Source organism: Stutzerimonas degradans (assembly GCF_024448505.1).
Classification (GTDB): Bacteria; Pseudomonadota; Gammaproteobacteria; order Pseudomonadales; family Pseudomonadaceae; genus Stutzerimonas; species Stutzerimonas degradans.
This window is the reverse complement of the sequence record NZ_JAMOHV010000012.1, coordinates 107115-127452: the sequence shown is the minus strand read 5'-3', so window position 1 is coordinate 127452 and position 20338 is coordinate 107115. Positions and strand designations below refer to the sequence as shown.

The window sequence follows — 20338 nt, the reverse complement described above, 5'->3', positions numbered from 1 at the left end:
CCAGGCTGTCGTCTGCCTTGCTCATAGCGTCCACTCCTGTTCGAGAAGCTGCTGATGCAGCAGGGCTACGTTGACCATCGTGCGCTTGCCTACCTTCTGCGACGGCAGGTAGCCGCGTTCCAACCAGGTGCGTACCACGATGGGTTCGTCGCCCATGCCGATCCACTCGGCGAACTTCGGCCACGGCATCAGGGGCGGGGCGCCGTGCAGCTTTTGCGGGTCAAAACCTTCCGTATCCATCCGCTTTACTCCACTATGTTCGGCTTTGATAACCAACCAACCAATGGGTAACAACTACCCATAGAGCGATTGTTACCCATCTTGCATGATGGAGCAATAGCTACTCAGGAAAATTTTTCTGCATGCACAGCGCATCCGATAGAGCACGCGCGTTGCTCAAGCTGATCGGCCCCAAGCGGGCAAGCGAACAAGGTGGCGATTACGAGCGCTGGCGGAACGTCAGCAAAGGCGCGGTGCGCGTAAGCGCAGACGAGATAGACGTACTAGTGAAGATCTACCCCCAGTACGCCCTATGGCTGGCCAGCGGGCAGATTGCCCCGGAGATCGGACAGACCAGCCCGGCCTATGACGAGGCCAACCGAAACTTGAGCCAACCCAGCGCGGGATAGCAATCACACGGAAAGTAGCTAGGCGATGGTATGCCCGGAACACGACTCAAGGACGCTAATAGATGCTTGGAAAATTCCAAATAACACAATCCAAGAATGGCACGTACCATTTCAGTCTTCTTGGAACTAAGGGGCAAGTACTTCTCGTCAGTGAATCATATAAGCACAAAGAATCAGCGCTTAATGCAATCTCTACTGTTAAGAACTATGTTACACAAGAACGCGCATTCCATATAACGGAAGCGAGCAACGGCGGATTTTATTTCACTCTGAAGGCAGCTAATGGCCAAGTCATCGGTCAAAGCCAGATGTACAGAAGTCGGGAATCCGCGTACCGAGGAGTGGCTGAGGTCATACGGCATGCTTCCGAAAGCGGAACACAAGATCTCTCAAAATCGACAAATATTGAAAAGATTGGAAGCGTAACAACATTTCTTAAGCTAATTGGCGAAATCGCTATTGATCCAAACTTTGTGCTTTTTTATAGAGGGCATGATGACGCCAATTATAACCTTGCCCCAAGCGTCTTTAGGGAGCCCGGCTGGATATCGAATGAGCACGTAATGTTTCATGAGGTAGTGCTGCGATGCCCGGAGGAATTCAACTCATCGCGCTCAATGTTTAACTCGCTAGTTAAAATGCAGCACTACTCACTGCCCACGAGATTGCTAGATATAACTTCGAACCCCTTGGTAGCCCTTTACTTTGCATGTGCCGACACCACTAGCAAAGACGGCGAAGTTATTGTTTTTTCCGTCAAAAAAACTGATATAAAATATTGCGATAGCGACGCTGTTAGCGTGGTATCAAATATAAGTAGAATGCCGCCAGAGTTTTCAGTTAATACAAAGAAAAATCTGAAAGAATTTAACGACCAATACGAGGTTCAGAGCCTTGTACGGGAGATACAAAGAGAAAAACCGTACTTCGAGGCAAGAGTCAGGCCAGAAGATATGGGTGCCGTTTTGTGTGTCAAACCAATCTTAGATAATCCTAGAATAATAAAACAAGGTGGCGCGTTCTTTCTCTTCGGAATGGGAAAAGATAAAACACGTCCCGCAGAAATCCCTAGCGAATACCTTATTTCAAGAGACGAAAACAGATTACTAATCGCATCTCAATATAAGAAAAAAATACTTAAGCAGCTAGAATATTTAGGAATCAGCAGGTCATCAATTTTTCCCGAAATTGAACACGTAGCGAGCTTTATCAAAGAAAGCTACAAGGAGATATGACGTTATATTTCATGTCGAAAAACTGTCGAAATCATTGCAGAGCAACGCTGGCAAATGCGGGGAAATCGAGACAGCAAACCCAGTAATGCCGGGCTTTGCAGATCAACGCGGAGAAAAAATTGGGGTTCAAATCCCCCCGGCCCACCAAACACAAAGCCCCGAGAATCTTGAGATTCTCGGGGCTTTTTCTTTGCGCTGTCGAAAGACGGTCGAAGGTCCTCAGCAAACAGTCCTGCGCTTTTACCTCGATACGCGTCTGAATCTCTATTGGCATTGCTCGCAGCTCTGGGCCGCACACTAGTCACGTGAGCGCTGGTCCTCACAGCGCAGGCGTAGTCACTCCTCGGAAAAGTAGTCGCTGTCGATCTGCTTGACCTCATACACCTGCTTCACGCTCACGCCGAGGTTGTGTTCGACCATCAGGCGGGCGAGCTCGATGCCGTCGATCAGTACGACCTTGATATCCAGACCGAGCGCCGCATCCTTCGCGCCAGTAGAAAAGTCCGATGTGGTGATGAATACGCCTTTGCGTGCCCGCTTTCGCGTCAGTGCGCCGATGAACTTGTCGATCTCCGGGCGGTGCACGGTGTTGGCCCAGCGCTTGGCTTGCAGGTAGATCACATCCAGCCCGAGCTTGTCTTCCTTGATGATGCCGTCGATACCATCGTCGTTGGTGAGCTGGGTCGCTTTGCCGGCCTCCTTTCGCGAGCCGCCGTAGCCCATGGCGATCATCAGATCGACCACCACCTGCTCGAAGAAGCTCGGCGTAGCAGCCCGCACCTGCGCCAGCAGTTCGTCTGCCAGGGATTGCTGCAACGCCTGATAGGCTTCGGCCAACTGCTCATCCGGCGTAGTTTCGGCCAGATCGCTGCCTACAACGACGGCGGCATCTGGCACCTGAGGTTTAGCCGTATGGAAATCGGCGAACTCAGGAAACTGCTTCAGCCAGCTCACGGTGATTCGCGCCGGGCCACTGGCAAGCGCCTCCCGCCCCCGGTCGGTTATCTGCACCATTCCCTTGCTCGGAATCGTCAGCAGGCCAGCCTTGTTCAGATAGGTTCTGGCCCAGCCCACCCGGTTGTTGATCACGGTCTGATTCCCCGAAGGCAGCCGTTCCTTGCGCTCTTCTTCCGTTAGCTGGAATACATCGGCGATGCGCACACGCAGGGCGCTGAGCGGCAACGGCACGCCGTCGCCAACCGCCTGCAGCACCGGTCGCATGACACTTTGAAAATCCGGAATTGCCATCCTGTGCATTTCTCCTAAGCGCTGTGTAGTTGAAAGGAACTCACAAACCGGCCGACGGACGATCCCCGCCAGCCAGCGCCTTCAGCATTTTGTAGACCACCAGCACAAACGCTCGACTCTTGGTCTCGTTATCCAGCACGCCCAACGACATCTTTTCGTTGTCGGTGATGGCATCCAGCACGGTATCGATTACCCGTTTGGGCAGCAGCCCGTGCATCACTTGATCGATCGAGTGGTTGCTCACCTGCGCCATCAAATCATCCTGGCGCGAGAGACGTTCAGTGATGCCCGCAGCAAAATGAAGCTGGTCGTCATCGTGTGTGTCCGCACCGAAAATTTCGTTGAGCGCCTCGATGATCTCTGACAGGCGCTTCTTCTCCGGATCGTGTGGCTTGCCACTGCCCACATCGCTGCCAGGCTTGAGCGTGTAGTCACCGCCCTCCTCGCTAAGACGCAGCTGGTGCTCGGCGCGCTTGCTCAGCCGGTAGTGAGTCAACTGCAGCTCGCCGACATCCACGTCGTCCTGTTGCAGGCGGTCGACCCTCAACAACGGGTGCAGGTGCTTGGCGAATACGCAGAGCTGCTCCAGTTCGCGATCCTCGTAGGGGACGATCTGCGAAAGGAATTCGTACAGGCGCACAAAGCTCTGCAGGTTCTTGCGGAACAGGTCGAGCTGGTCCACCTGCTCGCCGGCCTCCTTCAGCAGGTGCTCGGCTTTCTTCAGCCCGGCACTGTCGCAGTTGGCTTCGGCGGTGCGCTTGTAATCCAGCGCCTGCTGGCGCGATTCGACGCTGAAGGCGTAACGCTTGGCGAAGCGTTCCTTGGCCGGCTGGCAGTAGTAGCTGAGCTTGCTGGCTGCCGCTTTCGGGTCGAAGAAGGCCAGGGCGAACGCCTCGACCTCCTGCCAGTGATAGATCCCTTCTGCATCCAGCTTTTTCTGCAGGTCGTAGATGATCTGCGGGTCGGTGACGTCGCTCAGCTCGGCCTTGGTGTAGTACGGCAGGAAGGCGTCGAGGATGTCCTGCGGCTCGTTGAAGAAGTCGAGGATGAAGGTCTGCTTGGCCGGGAAAGTGCGGTTCAGCCGCGACAGCGTCTGCACGCAATCCACGCCCTGCAGTTTCTTGTCCACGTACATGGCGCACAGCTTGGGCTGGTCGAAGCCGGTCTGGTACTTGTTGGCGGCGATCATCACGTTGAAGTCCTGGGTGTCGAACGCCTCGGCCAAATCGCGGCCATTCAGGCCGGCGTTGAGCAGGCTGCTGCTTTCCGTCACTTCCTCGGGGATCACCTCGTCCGGCAATACGCTGCCGGAAAACGCCACCAGCGGATGCACGTCGGCGTAGCCCATCTGCTGCACGTAGGCCTTCACCGCCAACTGGTAGCGCACCGCCTCCTGCCGGCTGCTGGTCACCACCATGGCCTTGGCCTGGCCACCGAGCAGGTGGCGAATGTTGGCGCGGAAATGCTCGACGATGATCTCGACCTTCTTGTCGATGTTGTACGGATGCAGCCGCACCCAGCGCGCCAGCTTCATGCGTGCCTTTTTCGAATCCACCTCGTCGTCTTCGCCGTCCGGGTGGGCGATCTTCCAGGCAGTGCTGTAGGTGGTGTAGTTCTGCAGCACATCGAGGATGAAGCCTTCCTCGATGGCCTGGCGCATGGAATACAGATGGAAGGCTTCGGGCTTGTTGCTGGCACTGGGTGGCAGCGTCGGGTCGGGCACGCGGCCGAACAGCTCCAGGGTCTTCGCCTTGGGCGTGGCGGTGAAGGCGTAGTAGCTGATGCGCTCGTTCGGCTGGCGCGCCTGTACGGCGGCGTCCAGCAGGTCTTCGGCGCTGATCTCTTCGGCATCGAGCGCATCGCTGCCGAGAATCTGCTTGAGCTTGCTGGCCGAGGAGCCGGTCTGCGACGAATGCGCCTCGTCGGCGATTACCGCATAGCGCCCCGAGGCGAGCTTGGGGTATTTCTCCAGCGCGTCAAACAGCGCCGGGAAGGTCTGGATGGTGACGATGATGATGCGCGTCTGCTCGGCCAGCGCCTCGGCCAATTGCTCGGACTTGCTCTGGTTGCCGACGTCGCGGGTGATCGGCCGCACCACGCCTTGAGCGTGCTCGAACTGGTAGATGGTGTTCTGCAGCTGGCTATCCAGCACCGTGCGGTCGGTGACCACGATCACCGAGCTGAACAGCCGCTGGCCGTCATCGCTGTACATCGAGGCGAGCTGGTGGGCGGTCCAGGCGATGGAGTTGGACTTGCCGGAACCGGCGCTGTGCTGGATCAGGTAACGCTTGCCCGGCCCTTCGGCGTGGGTGGTTTCGATCAGCTGATTGACCACATCCCACTGGTGGTAGCGCGGGAAGATCATCGTTTCCCTAGTGGTCAGCGTGCCGTCGAAGCCCTCGCTGGTTTTCTTGTCCAGGTGCAGGAAGCGTCCGAGCACCTTGAGCCAGGCATCCGGCTGGAACAATTGCTGCCACAAGTAGCCAGTGGCGTACTGGCTGTCGTCGGGCGGCGGCGGGTTGCCTGCGCCGCCTTCCGCGCTGCCGAGGTTGAACGGCAGGAAGAAGGTGTCCTTGCCGTCCAGCTTGGTGGTCATCGCCACCTCGTTCTGGCCGACTGCGAAATGCACCAGCGCGCCGCGTTTGAACGTCAGCAGCGGCTCGGGCTTGCGAGTCAGCGGGTCTTTTACCGGGCGGTCGTAGCGGTACTGGCGCTTGGCGTTTTCCACCGACTGCTTGAACTCGCTTTTCAGTTCCAGCGTGGCGGTGGGAATACCGTTGACGAACAGAACCAGGTCCAGACGCGGGTTGTAGCTCTGCCCGCTGCTGCCGGCCTCACGCGCATGGGGCGAATAGGACACCTCCGGCACCACGCGCAGGCGGTTGCACCCGTAGCGCTTGAGCGTGTCTGGGTTCATGCCGTGGTCGGGCTTGAAGCTGCACAGCTCCACCTTCACCGCCGGCAGCTTGAAGCCGTGGCGCAGCACATCCAGCGTGCCGCTCTGCTCCAGCTCGCGCACCAGCTTCTGTACCAGCACCTCGTCCGGGTTGTTCGGGTTGGCCTTGGCGAACTTGTCCCAGCGCTCCGGCCAGGCGTCCTTGAAGTAACCGAGAAAGTCCTCGGTATACAGTGCCGTGCGCCGGTCATAGCCGCTGGCAGGGCCGGTGAGCCAGCCCTGGGCGACCATGGCGGTGATGATGTCTTGTTGAAACTGGACTTCCCGGCTATCCGCCATAACGCTCTCTGCTCCTTGCTCGGCAATGTGCGTGTTGTTCTTACAGCGGCCTCAGCAGCACGAAATGCTCCACCAGGCGCACCATTAATTCTTTTGTCCCACCACAATCATGGCGTCGAGATTGAAGTGCTCGACTTGGTAGTTTTTCCATCACCGGCAGTTGTTGCCTTTTTTGCAACAACTGCATCGCGCTGCAACTCGAGATGATGGCATCCAGGCTGTAGTGCTTGATGCCTCGACGCACCTGGCGGGCACCTTCCTGACGAACCACTAAGAAATCCTTAGTGGTTGCCAGCTCGGCCAATTCGCCGTCGTTAAAGATGTTTTTCAGGTGCATCAGCACGTTTTCAGGCGTGGTGTCGAACAGCTCGCCCATTTGCGCCTGGCTCAACCACAGCGTGTCGTGCTCCAGGGCGACCTGCAGCTGCGCCTGGCCGTCGGCCGAGGTAAACAGCTGAATCTGCTGCCTCATGGCAGGCTGATAGGGCGCTTCCTGGCTGTCTGCCATTTATACGGCCTCGGCTACGGCAGTTTCGGCGGCTTGGGTGCTGGCCGGTGGCTGCCAGCCGCGCACGTCGATTTTGCCGGTGACGGCGGCGGAGATTAGGGCGGAGCGGCGCTCTTGAAGCAGTCCCTTCATCTCAAGTGACTCGCCGAGCAAACAATCTAGGCCGCCTAGAGTCTTGCTCAAATACTGGGAAATTTCTCTTTGCTCAGCTATTGGCGGCCGCATCAGGCAATAGTTAATAACCGTTGAAATATTCACATGTGGGGCTGTTGCGCCAACCGTATCAACCTCACCTTGCCTATATGTGGTGACAGAATTTAGCTGATACATAAAGAACTCAGGACAAACACTGCCGCAGACACGCAGTTGCATCATCCGTTGTCCAAGCGCATACAGGTCATCCTGGGGAATCAAAGCTGCATGCCCCCAACGCTCGCCTTCACGGCTATATACAACGTCATTTTTCTCAAGGCCCATACGACGGGTGCGATGGATGTACTGCTCTCGATCTAATCGATACATCTGCTCGGGCTTCAGTACGCCTTGGTCAATGTCTGCCGTCCTAATTACAAGATAATCACCATCTGGATCATAAATAGGGGTTTCATGCGGACAGTCCACAACCTGATCTGTCATGAACTTCAGCTTTGTCACAGTCCAATGCGCCGGCACTTCACCCAGCCACTCCACGCCGGAGTCTTTCATCGGCACCGTCGGGTCGAGGCCTTTGGTGACGGCGTGGGAGATCACGGCCTGGCGCTTTTCCTTGAGCAGGTCGATCAGGCGCTGCTGCTCTTCGATCAGAGCGTCGATGCGGGCGGTTTCGTGGTCGAGGAAGCGGGCGATTTGGGTTTGTTCTGCGACGGGCGGGATAGCTACATACAGACGACCAAAGGTTTCTGGATAAAGCCGTAGCCGTGAATCAATGACGCCTGCCGAATAGGCCTTGAAGTACCGGATTACCTCATCTGAGCGAACCAGATAATCGAGATACTTTGGAGTCGAACCGTCGATGACATGGAAGACGCTATACGCCGGACTGACAATTCCATCTTGCCAAGCGAAACCTAGCCCTCTATTCCATGCCAGCATGATATTCATCACAAGATCGTTCTCACGACAGATCTTGTAGCCCTCAAGTGATTCAGCGCGACTAAGGTGATCACCCTCATCCAGCGTCTCGGCTCTTGGTTTAACACCGTAATACGCTGAGACAGACATCAGCTCTTCTGAGCCGTCGAGACTGCGTTCCCCTCTCTCAGAAAATACTTGCTTGTAACGCTTTACAAGCCAGTCGTTAGGCACCTCACCCAACCACTCCACCCCAGAATTCTTGTACGCCTGATACTTCGGAAATCTACTCGGACTTTCCCTGCCCTCGCCCTGCGGGCCAACGGCTGCGCCGTTGTTCAAATTTGTTCCGGACAAATTTGTCATGCAGACAGCCCCTCGATCATCTGCTTGATGCGGTCGGTACAGGCTTTCAGGTCGCGGTCGATCTCTTCCAGCGGGCGCGGTGGCTGAAACACATAGAAGTGCCGGTTGAAGGGAATCTCGAAGCCGACCACGCCGACTTCGCCCTCCTGCGCGTCCGTCTTGCTTTCGTCGATCCAGGCATCCGGCACATGGGGTTTTACTTCGCGCTCGAAGTAGTCGTACACCGACTCGCCCAGCGGCACGTTCTCGTTGTCGCGCAGGCCGGCGTCGGCTTCGGGCTGGCCCTTGGTGGTGCAGATATCCGCCTCGGGGTCGCGTTCGCTCAGGGCGTTGAGCAACGCCTTGAGTTCTGCGGTGGCGAGGGAAATGCCGTGGGCGCTCAGGGTCTTCTTCAGCAGCTTGCTGAACTGCTCGCGGTTGCGGTGCAGCACGCTGGCGTCCATCGCCTGTAGTGCCTCGGTGAGCTGTTGCTGCGCGGCGGGTTCGAGTTTCTGGATGGCCTTTTCTTCCCGCACCTTTTGAATGCGCTCGGCGCTGGTCTGGAAGTTCAGGCGCAGCGGGCGCTCTACGGTGATGCGGCGGTAGCCGAAGGCCTCGATGGGGAAGATCTTGCTCTGCGCCGTGGCCTCGAAGCGGCCATAGAGGCGCACCAGCTCTTCGATCTGCTCCTCGGTGATGTACTGGCGCTTGCTGCCCAGCGACTTGCGCATCTTGGCGAAGTGCTGGCTGCCGTCGATCAGCTGCACCTTGCCCTTGCGCACCTCGGCCTTGTGGTTGGAGAGAATCCACACGTAGGTGGCGATGCCGGTGTTGTAGAACATGTCCGTCGGCAGCGCGACGATGGCTTCGACCAGATCGTTCTGCAGCAGGTAACGGCGAATCTCCGACTCGCCTGAACCCGCGCCGCCGGTGAACAGCGGCGAGCCGTTGAGGATGATGCCGATGCGCGAGCCGCCGTCGCGCGGGTCACGCATCTTGCTGACCAGGTGCAGCAGGAACAGCAGCGAACCATCGGACACGCGCGGCAGGCCGGGGCCGAAGCGGCCGTCGAAGCCCTTGTGGCTGTGCTCGTCGGTGATCTGCTTCTGCACCTTCTTCCACTCCACGCCGAACGGCGGGTTGCTGAGCATGAAGTCGAAGTGATGTTCGGGGCCCGCCAGTTGGTCATTGGACAGGGTATTGCCGAGTTTTATGTTCTCGACCTTCTGCCCCTTGATCAGCATGTCCGCCTTGCAGATGGCGTAGGACTCGGGGTTGAGCTCCTGGCCGTGCAGCGACACGGTGACCTTGTCGCTGATGGACTGGATGTATTCGTCGCCCTCGGAGAGGAAGCCGCCGGTGCCCGCGGTCGGGTCATAGATGGTGACGATGCTGTTGGGCGCGAGCTTGCCGTCCTGCCCGGTGATCACCAGCGAGGTGGTGAGGTGCACGATATCGCGCGGGGTGAAGTGTTCCCCGGCGGTTTCGTTGGAGCTTTCGGCGAACTTGCGGATCAGCTCCTCGAAGATGATGCCCATGCCGAAGTTGCTGATGCGCTCGGGGCTGAGGTCGGTGGCGGCGAAGCGCTGCACCACCTGGTACAGCAGGTTGGCACTGGCCAGCTGCTGGACGAAATCCTCGAAGTGGAAGTGCTCGAAAATCTCGCGGGCGTCCTTGCTGAAGGACTGCACGTAACTCATCAGGTCGGCGGCGGTCTGGGTGTCGGACAGGGTGCCGAGGGTCAGAGGTGAGGCGTTGAAGAACTGCAATCCACCTGTCGCGCGCAGCAGAATCATTTCGCGCACGGAATCCGGGCGGCCTTCCTGCGCAAAGGTCTGCTTGATCACCTCATCCTTGGTCGGCGCCAGCACACATTCCATCCGCCGCAGCAGGGTGAACGGCAGGATGATGCGGCCGTACTGGGACTGCTTGAAATCACCGCGCAGCAGGTCGGCGATGGACCAGAGAAAGGCGGCCGTCTGGGAATGATTTTCCGTGTTCACGCAACAGCTCCAAGGGGGATCGGCAAAAGCCGTTACTTTACCCCGCTGGGCGCCACCAGGTGAGGTCGATGCAGGCGCTCTCCCCTGTCGGCATCGCGCTGCCCGATGGGGCGACACGCAACAGCGGCCAGCCTCTCGGGGAGTGCTGTTTCAAACCTCTTCAACCCGTCCATACGCAGTTCAATCAGCGCCCGGCCCGGATAGTCTCGACGAGTGCTCTATGCTGGTTCATTCCAACCGCCCCGTAGCAAGGAGTCTCTATGCCCAGCCTCGAATACCTGATTACCTGTCTGGTTGTCGTGCTGATACCCGGCGCAGGGGTGATCTATACGGTTTCGACGGCGCTGATGCATGGGCGTCGCGCCGGTATTCTGGCCGCGACTGCCTGTACGCTCGGGATTCTGCCGCATCTGCTGGCGACCATTCTCGGTGTCGCGGCGATCCTGCATTCCAGTGCACTGGTCTTCGAGACTCTGCGTTATGCCGGTGCCGCCTACCTGCTCTATCTCGCCTACGCCACCTGGCGTGACCGTTCCGCGCTGGCGGTGGGCGGCGATAGTGAACCACTCAGGGTTCGATCGCTGGTTGCCAAGGCGCTGCTGGTCAATCTGCTGAACCCGAAACTGACCATTTTCTTCTTGGCCTTTCTGCCGCAATTCATCCGGCCGGGCGCGGGTGACGAGCTTGGACAGCTGCTCGGCCTCAGCGCGACATTCATGCTGATGACATTCGCGATCTTTACCGTCTACGGCCTGCTGGCGCAGGCCTTTCGCAAGGCAGTCATTGAGTCGCAGTGCGTTCAGGCCTGGTTGCGCCGGAGCTTCGCGGCATCATTTGCCGGTCTCGGTGTGAACCTGGCCTTGGCCGATAGATGAATTCCCAGACCTTTGACGCGCCGAGCAAACGCACACGGAAATGGTTCCAGCGTCAACGGATCAGGCGGACCGTGCCGCTCTGTATGGCGTAGGCACTGAGCAGCCTGAACGAGCCGATTTGCCGCGCTCGATCAGGCGTAATAAAAGCTGGCCTAGTTCAACCCTGCCGCCAGTTCAGCGGGGCGGATTCAGTCATCCATATATCGCCGGCTCCCGATAATGCCGCGCACACGCCTCGCCGTTCGCGCGGAACAGGTGACACTTGTCGGCCTTGAGGCCGGCGGCAAAGGTCTCGCCCTCGGTGACGCGCAGGTTGCCGTCGACGCAGAGGGTGATGACATCCTGCAGACGCTCGAGGGTGAGGTAGAGCAGGTTGTACTGGCCCAGCCGCTCGGCCACGGTGATCTGGCCGTGGAAGGTGAAGTCGGCTTCGTCCGGCATGACGAAGTGCTCGGGGCGGATGCCGAGGGTGAGCGGGTCGCCGGGGCTGACGGCGCTGCCGTCCACCGGCAGGGTCAGAGGGTAGCCGCTGGGCAGTTCGATGGTGACCGCCTCGGGACTGGCGGAAATGGCCCGCACCTCGACGAAGTTCATCTGCGGCGAGCCGAGGAAGCCGGCGACGAAGCGGTTCTTCGGGTAGTGATAAAGGTGCAGCGGCTGGCCGACCTGGGCGATCTCGCCGGCGTTGAGCACGACGATCTTGTCGGCCAGGGTCATGGCTTCGACCTGGTCGTGGGTCACGTAGATCATGGTGGAGCGGATGCGCTGGTGCAGGCGGGCGATCTCGATGCGCATCTGCACGCGGAGGAAGGCGTCGAGGTTCGACAGGGGTTCATCGAACAGGAACACCTTCGGTTCGCGGACCATGGTGCGGCCGATGGCGACGCGCTGGCGCTGGCCACCGGAAAGATCCTTGGGCTTGCGTTCGAGCAGCTTGTCCAGCTGCAGGATCGCCGCGGCCGCCTCGACGCGGCGCGCGATCTCGCGCTTGTCGACGCTGGCGAGCTTGAGGCCGAAGGCCATGTTCTCCGCTACCGTCATGTGCGGGTAGAGCGCGTAGGACTGGAACACCATGCCCACCGAACGGTCCTTGGGCGGCAGGTCGTTGACGCGCTGGTTGCCGATGTACAGATCGCCCGAGGTGATGTCCTCCAGCCCGGCGATCAATCGCAGCAGCGTGGACTTGCCGCAGCCGGATGGACCGACGAAGACGACGAACTCACCGTCCTCGATATCCAGGTCGATATGCCGGGTGATCGGCGTACCGTCGTAACTCTTGCAGATGTCGCGCAGCGTGACACTGGCCATCGTTGTTGTTCTCCGTAGATGTCGCCATGCACTTCGTTCGTTCGCAGCGGCGGGCCCCCCGCCGCTGCCGGCTCCCTACCGCGCTAGCCGCACATAGCCGAAGCCATGCGCCGGCAGCCGCGCCCAATGACCGTCGTACTCGGCGAAGCTCGCCGGCACGTCCACCAGCGGCACCGCCTGCGCCGGCAGCTCGTAGCTGCGCGGTAGGTCGCCGAGGTTGAACAGGCAGAGCCAGGCTTCCCCGCCCAGCCGGCGCTCGAACACCAGCAGGGCGTCGTCATGGTAGACCATGCGGATATCGCCCTCGATCAGCAGGCGCTGCTCGCGCCGCCAGCCGAGGAAGCGCCGGTAGCAGTTGAGCATCGAATGCGGGTCGGCATCCTGCGCGGCCACCGACAGCGAGCGGTGCGAGTCGTCCACCGGCAGCCACGGCTGGCTGCCGGTAAAGCCGGCGTGATGCGCCTCGCTCTCCCAGGGCATCGGCGTGCGGCAGCCGTCGCGGCCCTTGAATTCCGGCCAGAAGGTGATGCCGTACGGATCGACCAGATCCTCGTAGCGCAGTTCCGCTTCCGGCAGCCCCAACTCCTCGCCCTGATAGAGGCAGACGCTGCCGCGCAGGGACAGCAGCAGCGCCATTAGCAGCCGACCGCGCTCCGGATCGGGCCGACCATTGAGGGCCCAGCGGGTCATCACCCGCACGACGTCGTGGTTGCCCATGGACCAGCACGACCAGCCATCGGCCAGTTCGCGCTCGATGCCTTCCACCGTGCGACGGATATAGGCCGGGCTGCACTGCTCGGTCAGCAGGTCGAACGAATAGGCCATGTGCAGCGTGTCGCCGCCGCTGGTGTAGGCGGCCATGGTGCGCAGCGATTCGTCGCAGCCGATCTCGGCCACCGAGGAGGCACCGGGATAGCGCTGCAGCAAGGCACGCAGACGGCGGAGGAATTCCAGATTTTCCGGCCGCGTCTTGTCGTAGATGTGCCGCTGATAGGCGTAGGGGTTGTCGGCGCGCACACCGATGCTGCCCTCGCGGATTTCACTGTTCGGCGGGTTGTCGCGCAGCTCGGCGTCATGGAAGTAGAAGTTCGCCGCGTCCAGGCGGAAGCCGTCCACGCCGAGCTTGAGCCAGAACTCCATGTCGTCGAGCAGCTGCGCCTGCACGGCCGGGCAGTGGAAGTTCAGGTCCGGCTGGCTGGCGAGGAAATTGTGCAGATAGTACTGCCGGCGCCGGCTGTCCCAGCTCCAGGCCGGGCCGCCGAATACCGACAGCCAGTTGTTCGGCACGCTGCCGTCCGGCTTGGGGTTGGCCCAGACGTACCAGTCGGCCTTGTCGTTGTCGCGGCTGGAACGGCTCTCGACGAACCAGGGGTGCTGGTCCGAGGAATGGTTGAGCACCTGGTCGATCAGCACGCGCATGCCGCGTTCGTGGCAGGCCTCCACCAGCCGGACGAAGTCATCCAGCGTGCCAAACAGCGGATCGACGCCGCGGTAGTCGGCCACGTCGTAGCCGAAATCCTTCATCGGCGAGGTGAAGAACGGCGACAGCCAGATGGCGTCGACGTTGAGGCTGGCGATGTAATCCAGCTTGTGCAGCACGCCGGGCAGGTCGCCCACGCCATCGCCGTTGCTGTCGAAGAAACTGCGCGGGTAGACCTGATAGATCACCCCGCCGCGCCACCAGTTCTGAAGTTGCTCGGACATACCACGTACCTTGAGTGAGCGTGAAGACGGGGTCACTCTAGGTGCGGCAAGCGGTCGCAACATCCTCCGGCGGCGGGCTCCTGCAGGCGTAAGGGCCGGGCGTAGACGGTCCGCTGGCCGAGGGCGTAGACGGCAACAGCGAGCCGGTCAGCGCACCCGCGCCGGGTTGCCGACCACGGTGGCGCCGGCCGGCACGTCGCGGGTGACCACGCTGCCGGCACCGATCACCGCATCGTCGCCCACCGTCACACCCGGGAGGATGATCGCCCCGCCACCGACCCAGACGTTGCGACCGATATGGATCGGCCGACCGAACTCCACACCCGAACGACGCGCCTCGGGGTCACGCGGATGGTCGGCGGTGTAGAGCTGCACCGCCGGGCCGATCTGCGCACCGGCGCCGATGTGCACCTTGACCACATCGAGAATCACGCAGTTGAAATTGAGAAAGGCGCCTTCGCCTAGGTGGATGTTGTAGCCGTAGTCGCAGTGGAACGGCGGACGGATCACCGCGCCGGCACCGACCGAGGCCAGCCGCTCGGCCAGCAGCGCCCGGCGCTCGTCTGGCGAGGCCGCCAGCGCCGCGTTGTAGCGCACCATCCAGGCCTTGGCCGCGGCCTGGTCGGCGAGGATTTCCGGGTCGCCGGGGCGGTACAGCTCGCCGGCCAGCATCTTCTGCTTTTCGCTCATCGTCATCGTGGCGCCTCCATCGCGGGAAGCCTCGAAGATGCCACAGACGGGCGCCGCTCTCCTCCTCCCCGGGCGTCCACTCGCGGGGAGGACGACCGGCGGTCAGCCAGACCAGCTAGTCGCCCTGAATCTTGCTCAGCAAGTCGCGCGCCAGCTGCACCGCTTCGCTGCGATGGGTGATGTTGAGCTTCTGGTAGAGGCTGCGGATGTGCGTCTTGATGGTGGTCGGCGCGACGTTGAGGTGATCGGCGATCTGCTCGTTGGACTGCCCGGCGTGGATCAGGCTCAGCACCTGCCATTCGCGCCGGGTCAGCGGCGAACGGCGGATCAGCTCGGGCACGTCGGGGCGGTTGATGATGTCCTGGATCACCGCCTCGTCCAGCGTGATGCGAATGGCGCGGCTGAAATCGCGCTGCTGCTGCGCCAGCTGGATCAAGCGCGCGGCGCGCTGGGCCTCGGCTTCATCGAGGGTGCGCTCGTGCAGCAGGCACTTGAGCATGCCGATGATCGGCTTGCCGACGCGCAGGAAGCTGCCGATGGCGCCGCTGCCGCTGGCCAGGGTCATGGCCCGCTGCAGGTGATCCAGCGCCTGCTGGCGCTCCTCGCGCAACCAGTGCAGCTGCGCCAGGAGGATGTGGTTGCGGTTGCGATCCATCTCCAGACCGTGGCGCTCGGCGTCGGTCAGCAGCTGGCGCAGGATCGGCAGCGCGCTGTCCAGCTGCCCCAGCGCCACGTGGGCACGGGCATGGTTGCGCGCGTTGAGCTGGGAGAAGTGGTTGGCGCCGGCGCTGACCGGCGGCGCGCTGATCAGCCATTGGCGAATCGCCTCACGATCCTGGCTGGAATCCCAGTAGGCGAGCATCACCGCATGGGCATTGGCCAACCAGTCGATGTGGTAGCGGTCGTCGGCGAGCATCGTCTGCATCTGGCTGATGTAGTCGGCACAGGCGTTCTGCTGGCCGCGGGCGTAGGCGACGCCGGCCAGCAGTGCGTGGCTCTGCAGGCGCCAGCGCTGGTCGCCGAGCTCGTCGAGAATCTGGATGCCCTGCAGCGCGCACTGCTCGGCAGCATCCAGCTGGTGCCATTCCAGCAGCACCTGGCCGCGCACCCGGTAGATGAACTCGACGATCGGCGTGGCCTGCAGGTTCTGCTGTTCGATGTACTGGATGGCGCGCTCCTGCAGGGTGTAGGCCTTCTGCAGATGCCCCTGGGCGATGGCGATTTCCGACAGCTGCCCGAGACTCCAGACCACCAGGTGCGAGGCATTGATCTCCCGCGCGCGGCGCTCGGCTTCCTCGTACTGTTTCTGCGCCTGCGGCAGTTCGCCCTGGACGAAATGCGCCTCGGCCAGGCCCGACATCGCCGCTACCCGTGAGGTGCGCATGATCAGCGGCTCGCGGGTCAACGCCTCCCGCGCCAGGGCGATGGCGCGCTGCTCGTCGCCCTGGTTCATCGCCACCTGCGCGCGTACGGCGTTGAACTCGCAGACGATGCGCGCCCAGTCCTGCTCCGAGCAGCTGCGCTGCAGCGCCAGCTCGCCGGCCTTGAACCAGCGCTCGACATGATCGAACTGATAGGAGTTCTGCGACACCCAGGCCTGCAGCAGGGTGAGCAGCGGCGAGCCGGCGATCACCGGTTCCGGCAGGGTTTCCAGGCACTGTTGCAACAACCCGAGACGACCCTGGCGATAGAACGCCCGGCCGTGGCGCTGCAGGATCTCGTCGACCTGCTGCGGGTCGCCGGCCTGCACGGCATGGCGCGCGGCTTCCTCGGGCATGTTCTCGGCCAGCAGCGCGGAGGCCGCACGCAGGTGCAGCTGGTTGACCCGCTGCGGCTGGTGGGTGCGCAGCTCGCCCTGCAGGAACACGGCGAACAGCGGGTGATAGCTGTACCAGCGGCGCAGGCTGTCCAGCGGCTGGATGAACAGGCCACCACGCTCGAGCCGTTCGAGCATCTCGCGGCCGTGACAGGCTTCGGTCAGACGATCGGCCAGGGCGGCGTCGAAGCGGTCGAGCAGGCAGGTCGCCTCGAGAAAACCGCGCAGGTCCTCGGGCAGCCCCTCGATCACCTGTTCGCGCATGTAGTCGCGGATGTCCGGGTGGCCGAGCTGCAGGTTCTCCAGGAACAGGTCCATGCCGCGGCTGGTCTGCACCTCCTGCAGGGCCAGCTGCAGCGCGCAGGGCCAACCACCGATGCGGCGGTTGAGACGCTCGACCTGCTCGCGATTGATGCTGACCGGCACGCCCAGCTCCAGCAGCGCCTGCACTTCATCATCCTCGAAGGCCAGCTGGCGCGCGTCGAGCAGCAGCAGCTGATGCTTGACCCGCAGCTCGGCGACTCCCAGTTCGGGCAGGCGTCGGCTGCATACCAGCAGGGTCATCCAGCTCGGCATGTGGCGCAGGAAGAAGCGCAGGCCGGCGATCAGCTCGGCGTCATTCAGCACCTCGAACTCGTCGAGCACGATCAGGATGGCCTCGTGCTCGTCCGGCAGCTCGGCCAGCAACTGGGTGAACAACGCGTCCAGCGATACCCGGCCCTGCTCGGCCAGCGCCACGGACAGAGGACAGCCGGCGTCCAGCTGGCGGTCCAGCGCCTGGGTCAGGTAGCGACCGAACTGCAGCCCCAGGTTGTCGCTGGCATGCAGCTGGAACCAGGCGATGCGGCCGTCGAAGGCTCGCGCCCACTGCACCGCCAGGGTGGTCTTGCCGAAACCGCTGGCGGCATGTAGCACCGCCAGGCGCACCTGCGGCAGGCGCTGCTGCCACTCGTCCAGGCGCGGCCGTTCGAGCAGGCCCGGCGGCAACATGGGAATCGCCAGCTTGGTGGGGATCAATGGCAGCAGTGGTGGCATCGCGGCATTCATGGGCGGTTCCCTGTTCTTGTTCTGCTCTTCTTATGGGGCCTGGCGCACCGGTTCGCATGGCATCCGCTCCCCGGTCTCGCGCCTCGTTTCAACTCACACGTCAGCCCTTCACCCCGCCGGCGGTCAGGCCACCGACGATCCACTTCTGGCAGTAGAGGAACACGGCGGTGATGGGCAGCCCGGAGAGTACCGCGGCGGCGGCGAAGTCGCCCCACAGGTAGTTCTGCGGATAGAGGTACTGCTGCGCGCCGACTGAGAGGGTGAGCTTGTCGACGTCCATCAGCAGCACCGAGGCGATGGGGTATTCGGTGACGCTGGTGATGAAGGCGAGGATGAACACCACCGCCAGGATCGGCACGCTCATCGGCAGCAGAATATGGAAGAACGCCTGCCAGGTGGTCGCCCCATCAACGATGGCAGCCTCCTCCAGCGAGGCGTCGATGCTCTCGAAGTAGCCCTTTATGGTCCAGATGTGCAGCGCCATGCCGCCCAGCGAGGCGACGATCACCGCGCCGTGGCTGTTCACCCCGAGCCAGCTGACGTGCTGGCCGAGCTGGTCGAACAGGGCGTAGATCGCCACCAGCGAGAGCACCGGCGGGAACATCTGGAAGATCAGCATGCCTTTGAGGATCGGCGCCTTGCCGCCGAAGCGCATGCGCGCGAAGGCGTAGGCGCTGGTGGTCGACAGGAGCAGGATCAGCGCCGAACTGACCAGGGCGATCTTCACCGAGTTCCACAGCCACAGCAGCACCGGGAACGGCGGGTTCGTCACGCTGCCGTCCTCGTGGGTGTAGGGAATGCCGAGGGCCAGCGACCAGTGCTCCAGCGTCGGGTTCTCGGGAAACAGGCTGCCGGTGGCGAAGTTGCCCTCGCGAAAGGAGATCGACACCACCATCAGCAGCGGGAAGAGGATTGCCGCGACGAAGGCCAGCAGCGCCGCGTGGGTCGCCCAGAGCCGGTAACGCGCGGATTTCGGTTGCACCATGGCCATGACCGTCTCCTTATACCTTCACTTTCGAGAGTTTGAGATTCAGCAGCGCCATGGCACCGACGAGGATGAAGATCATCGTGGCGATGGCCGCGGCCAGGGCGAAGTCCTGCCCGGAATCCTGGAAGGCGATGCGGTAGGTGTAGCTGACCAGCAGGTCCGTGGTGCCGGCCGGTGTGGTCGCGCCGATGATGTCCGGTCCGCCACGGGTCAGCAGGGTGATCAGCACGAAGTTGTTGAAGTTGAAGGCGAAGCAGGCGATCAACAGCGGCATCAGCGGCTTGATCAGCTGCGGCAGGGTAATGCGCAACAGGTTGTCCAGCGGACTGGCGCCATCGATGGCCGAGGCCTCGTACTGATCCCGCGGGATGGCCTGCAGCAAGCCCATGCACAGCAACAGCATGTAGGGGTAGCCGAGCCAGGTGTTGACGATGAGGATCATCGTGCGTGCCAGGGTCGGGTCGCTGAACCAGTCCGGTCGGATGCCGAACAGCCCTTCCAGCAGCAGGTTGATCTCGCCGAAGTTCTGGTTGAACAGGCCGCGGAACACCAGGATGGAAATGAACCCCGGCACCGCGTACGGCAGGATCAGCATCAGCCGGTAGAAGGCCTTGCCGCGCACCAGTTCCCATTGCAGCAGGCTGGCCAGCACCAGCCCCACGGCGAGGGTGAAGACCACGGTGAGCCCGGCGAAGGCGAAGGTCCAGGCGAAGATCTGCACGAAGGGTTCACGGATGCTCGGCTCGCTCAGCACCCGGGTGAAGTTGGCGAAGCCGGCGAACACGGTGAAGCCCGGCGGCACCGCCTTGCCCGTCTCGTCCACATAGAAGCCGCGCTCCATGTCGGCAGTCAGGCGTGCACCGCTGCGGGTGTCGACCAGCACACCGGGGCCATCCTGACGATAAACCGGCTCGACCGCCGCCACCTCGCGCAGGCCGTACAGCCGCAGCAGGCTGCCGTCCGGTGCCTGTAGTACCCATTGCTCCAGCGCCTTGCGCCGTTGGATCACCTCGCGCAACGGCAGCGCCTCGCCCAGCCCTTCGACGCTTTCAGCCGGCTGCAGCACCAGCGGCGCTTCCGCGTCCGGCTCGCCGGTCAGCGGCGGGCTGACGAACACGCCCTGTTCGCCCTTGTCGATGCGCAGGCGCTCGCCATCAGGGCTTGGATGCAGGCTGAAGCGGAAGCGCTCGCCGGCCAGGTAGGTCTGGCTCAGGTGATAGCGCTCGACCTGGGTCTGGCTGAGCAGGTGGCTGCCGCTGTAGTTGGTGAAACCGATGCCCACCGTGTAGAGCAGCGGAAAGATCACGAACACCAGCATGCCCGCCACCGACGGGAAGATGTAGCGCTGCGCGTACATCCGCCGGTTGATGAACAGGTAGCTGGCGATCGCGGTGATCACCAGCCCGAGCAGGGCGAAGGCCATCTGCTTCTGGACGTAGAGGGCGACCACCAGGTACAGCGCGAAGGCGTTGAAGGCAAGCCACGCCAGCCAGCGCGCGCCAGTGGTCAGGGAGCGGGGCAGGCCCCGGGAGGTCGTACGGGTCATGGCTGGGCTGGGCAACTCGGCACGGGCATTCACGGGAGCGAAACCTTTGAGAACGGAGCATAGTCCGCCGGCGCGCCCGAGGCGGCGGCC

Annotated in this window: 15 protein-coding genes; 3 read left to right on the top strand and 12 right to left on the bottom strand. The window is 61.8% G+C overall.

The features are described from left to right. Positions 1-21: 21 nt before the first annotated feature. Positions 22-240 carry a hypothetical protein gene (locus NAV27_RS15380; RefSeq protein WP_014852368.1) on the bottom strand — a complete coding sequence of 73 codons (219 nt, stop codon included), beginning with the start codon at positions 238-240 and terminating at the stop codon, positions 22-24. Positions 241-392: 152 nt separating this feature from the next. Between NAV27_RS15380 and NAV27_RS15375 the strand changes: the two genes are divergently transcribed. Both NAV27_RS15375 and NAV27_RS19195 read left to right on the top strand, forming a co-directional pair. Then, a complete protein-coding gene (locus tag NAV27_RS15375; protein ID WP_081104932.1) occupies positions 393-629 on the top strand; it encodes a DNA-binding protein in 237 nt (78 codons plus the stop codon). A 62-nt stretch (positions 630-691) separates the two neighbouring features. Continuing rightward, on the top strand, positions 692-1864 hold the full coding sequence (locus NAV27_RS19195; protein ID WP_102827748.1) for a DUF1508 domain-containing protein: 1173 nt from the start codon (positions 692-694) through the stop codon (positions 1862-1864). A gap of 336 nt (positions 1865-2200) precedes the next feature. On the opposite strand, the gene NAV27_RS15360 is transcribed toward NAV27_RS19195, so the two are convergent. The 5 genes from NAV27_RS15360 to NAV27_RS15340 form a co-directional block, all read right to left on the bottom strand. Further along, positions 2201-3085, bottom strand: a complete 885-nt coding sequence (locus tag NAV27_RS15360; protein ID WP_232249095.1) for a restriction endonuclease — start codon at positions 3083-3085, stop codon at positions 2201-2203. A gap of 67 nt (positions 3086-3152) precedes the next feature. Further along, positions 3153-6347, bottom strand: a complete 3195-nt coding sequence (locus tag NAV27_RS15355; protein ID WP_102827751.1) for a type I restriction endonuclease subunit R — start codon at positions 6345-6347, stop codon at positions 3153-3155. Positions 6348-6387: 40 nt separating this feature from the next. Then, positions 6388-6855 carry a virulence RhuM family protein gene (locus NAV27_RS15350; RefSeq protein WP_008569830.1) on the bottom strand — a complete coding sequence of 156 codons (468 nt, stop codon included), beginning with the start codon at positions 6853-6855 and terminating at the stop codon, positions 6388-6390. Further along, a complete protein-coding gene (locus NAV27_RS15345) occupies positions 6856-8292 on the bottom strand; it encodes a restriction endonuclease subunit S (RefSeq protein ID WP_083862540.1) in 1437 nt (478 codons plus the stop codon). Beyond that, a complete protein-coding gene (locus NAV27_RS15340; protein ID WP_102827752.1) occupies positions 8289-10274 on the bottom strand; it encodes a type I restriction-modification system subunit M in 1986 nt (661 codons plus the stop codon). Before NAV27_RS15340 ends, NAV27_RS15345 begins: the two co-directional genes overlap by 4 nt. 260 nt (positions 10275-10534) lie before the next feature. Between NAV27_RS15340 and NAV27_RS15335 the strand changes: the two genes are divergently transcribed. After that, positions 10535-11149, top strand: a complete 615-nt coding sequence (locus NAV27_RS15335; RefSeq protein WP_102827753.1) for a LysE family translocator — start codon at positions 10535-10537, stop codon at positions 11147-11149. Between the two features lie 192 nt (positions 11150-11341). Here NAV27_RS15335 and malK read toward each other — a convergent pair whose 3' ends face one another. The 6 genes from malK to malF form a co-directional block, all read right to left on the bottom strand. Continuing rightward, entirely contained in the window at positions 11342-12457 is a 1116-nt protein-coding gene (gene malK / locus NAV27_RS15330; RefSeq protein WP_102827754.1) for a maltose/maltodextrin ABC transporter ATP-binding protein MalK, read from the bottom strand. A 75-nt stretch (positions 12458-12532) separates the two neighbouring features. Further along, the gene (locus tag NAV27_RS15325) at positions 12533-14161 is read right to left on the bottom strand and encodes an alpha-glucosidase (RefSeq protein WP_102827755.1); all 1629 of its coding nucleotides are present in this window, start codon (positions 14159-14161) and stop codon (positions 12533-12535) included. Positions 14162-14308: 147 nt separating this feature from the next. Then, on the bottom strand, positions 14309-14857 hold the full coding sequence (locus NAV27_RS15320; protein WP_102827756.1) for a sugar O-acetyltransferase: 549 nt from the start codon (positions 14855-14857) through the stop codon (positions 14309-14311). Positions 14858-14966: 109 nt separating this feature from the next. Further along, a complete protein-coding gene (gene malT / locus NAV27_RS15315; RefSeq protein WP_102827757.1) occupies positions 14967-17714 on the bottom strand; it encodes an HTH-type transcriptional regulator MalT in 2748 nt (915 codons plus the stop codon). Between the two features lie 100 nt (positions 17715-17814). Continuing rightward, positions 17815-18705, bottom strand: coding sequence for a maltose ABC transporter permease MalG (gene malG / locus NAV27_RS15310; protein WP_003283570.1), 891 nt, complete (start codon positions 18703-18705; stop codon positions 17815-17817). Positions 18706-18715: 10 nt separating this feature from the next. After that, positions 18716-20281, bottom strand: a complete 1566-nt coding sequence (gene malF, locus NAV27_RS15305) for a maltose ABC transporter permease MalF (RefSeq protein ID WP_175415050.1) — start codon at positions 20279-20281, stop codon at positions 18716-18718. Between the last annotated feature and the right edge of the window lie 57 nt (positions 20282-20338).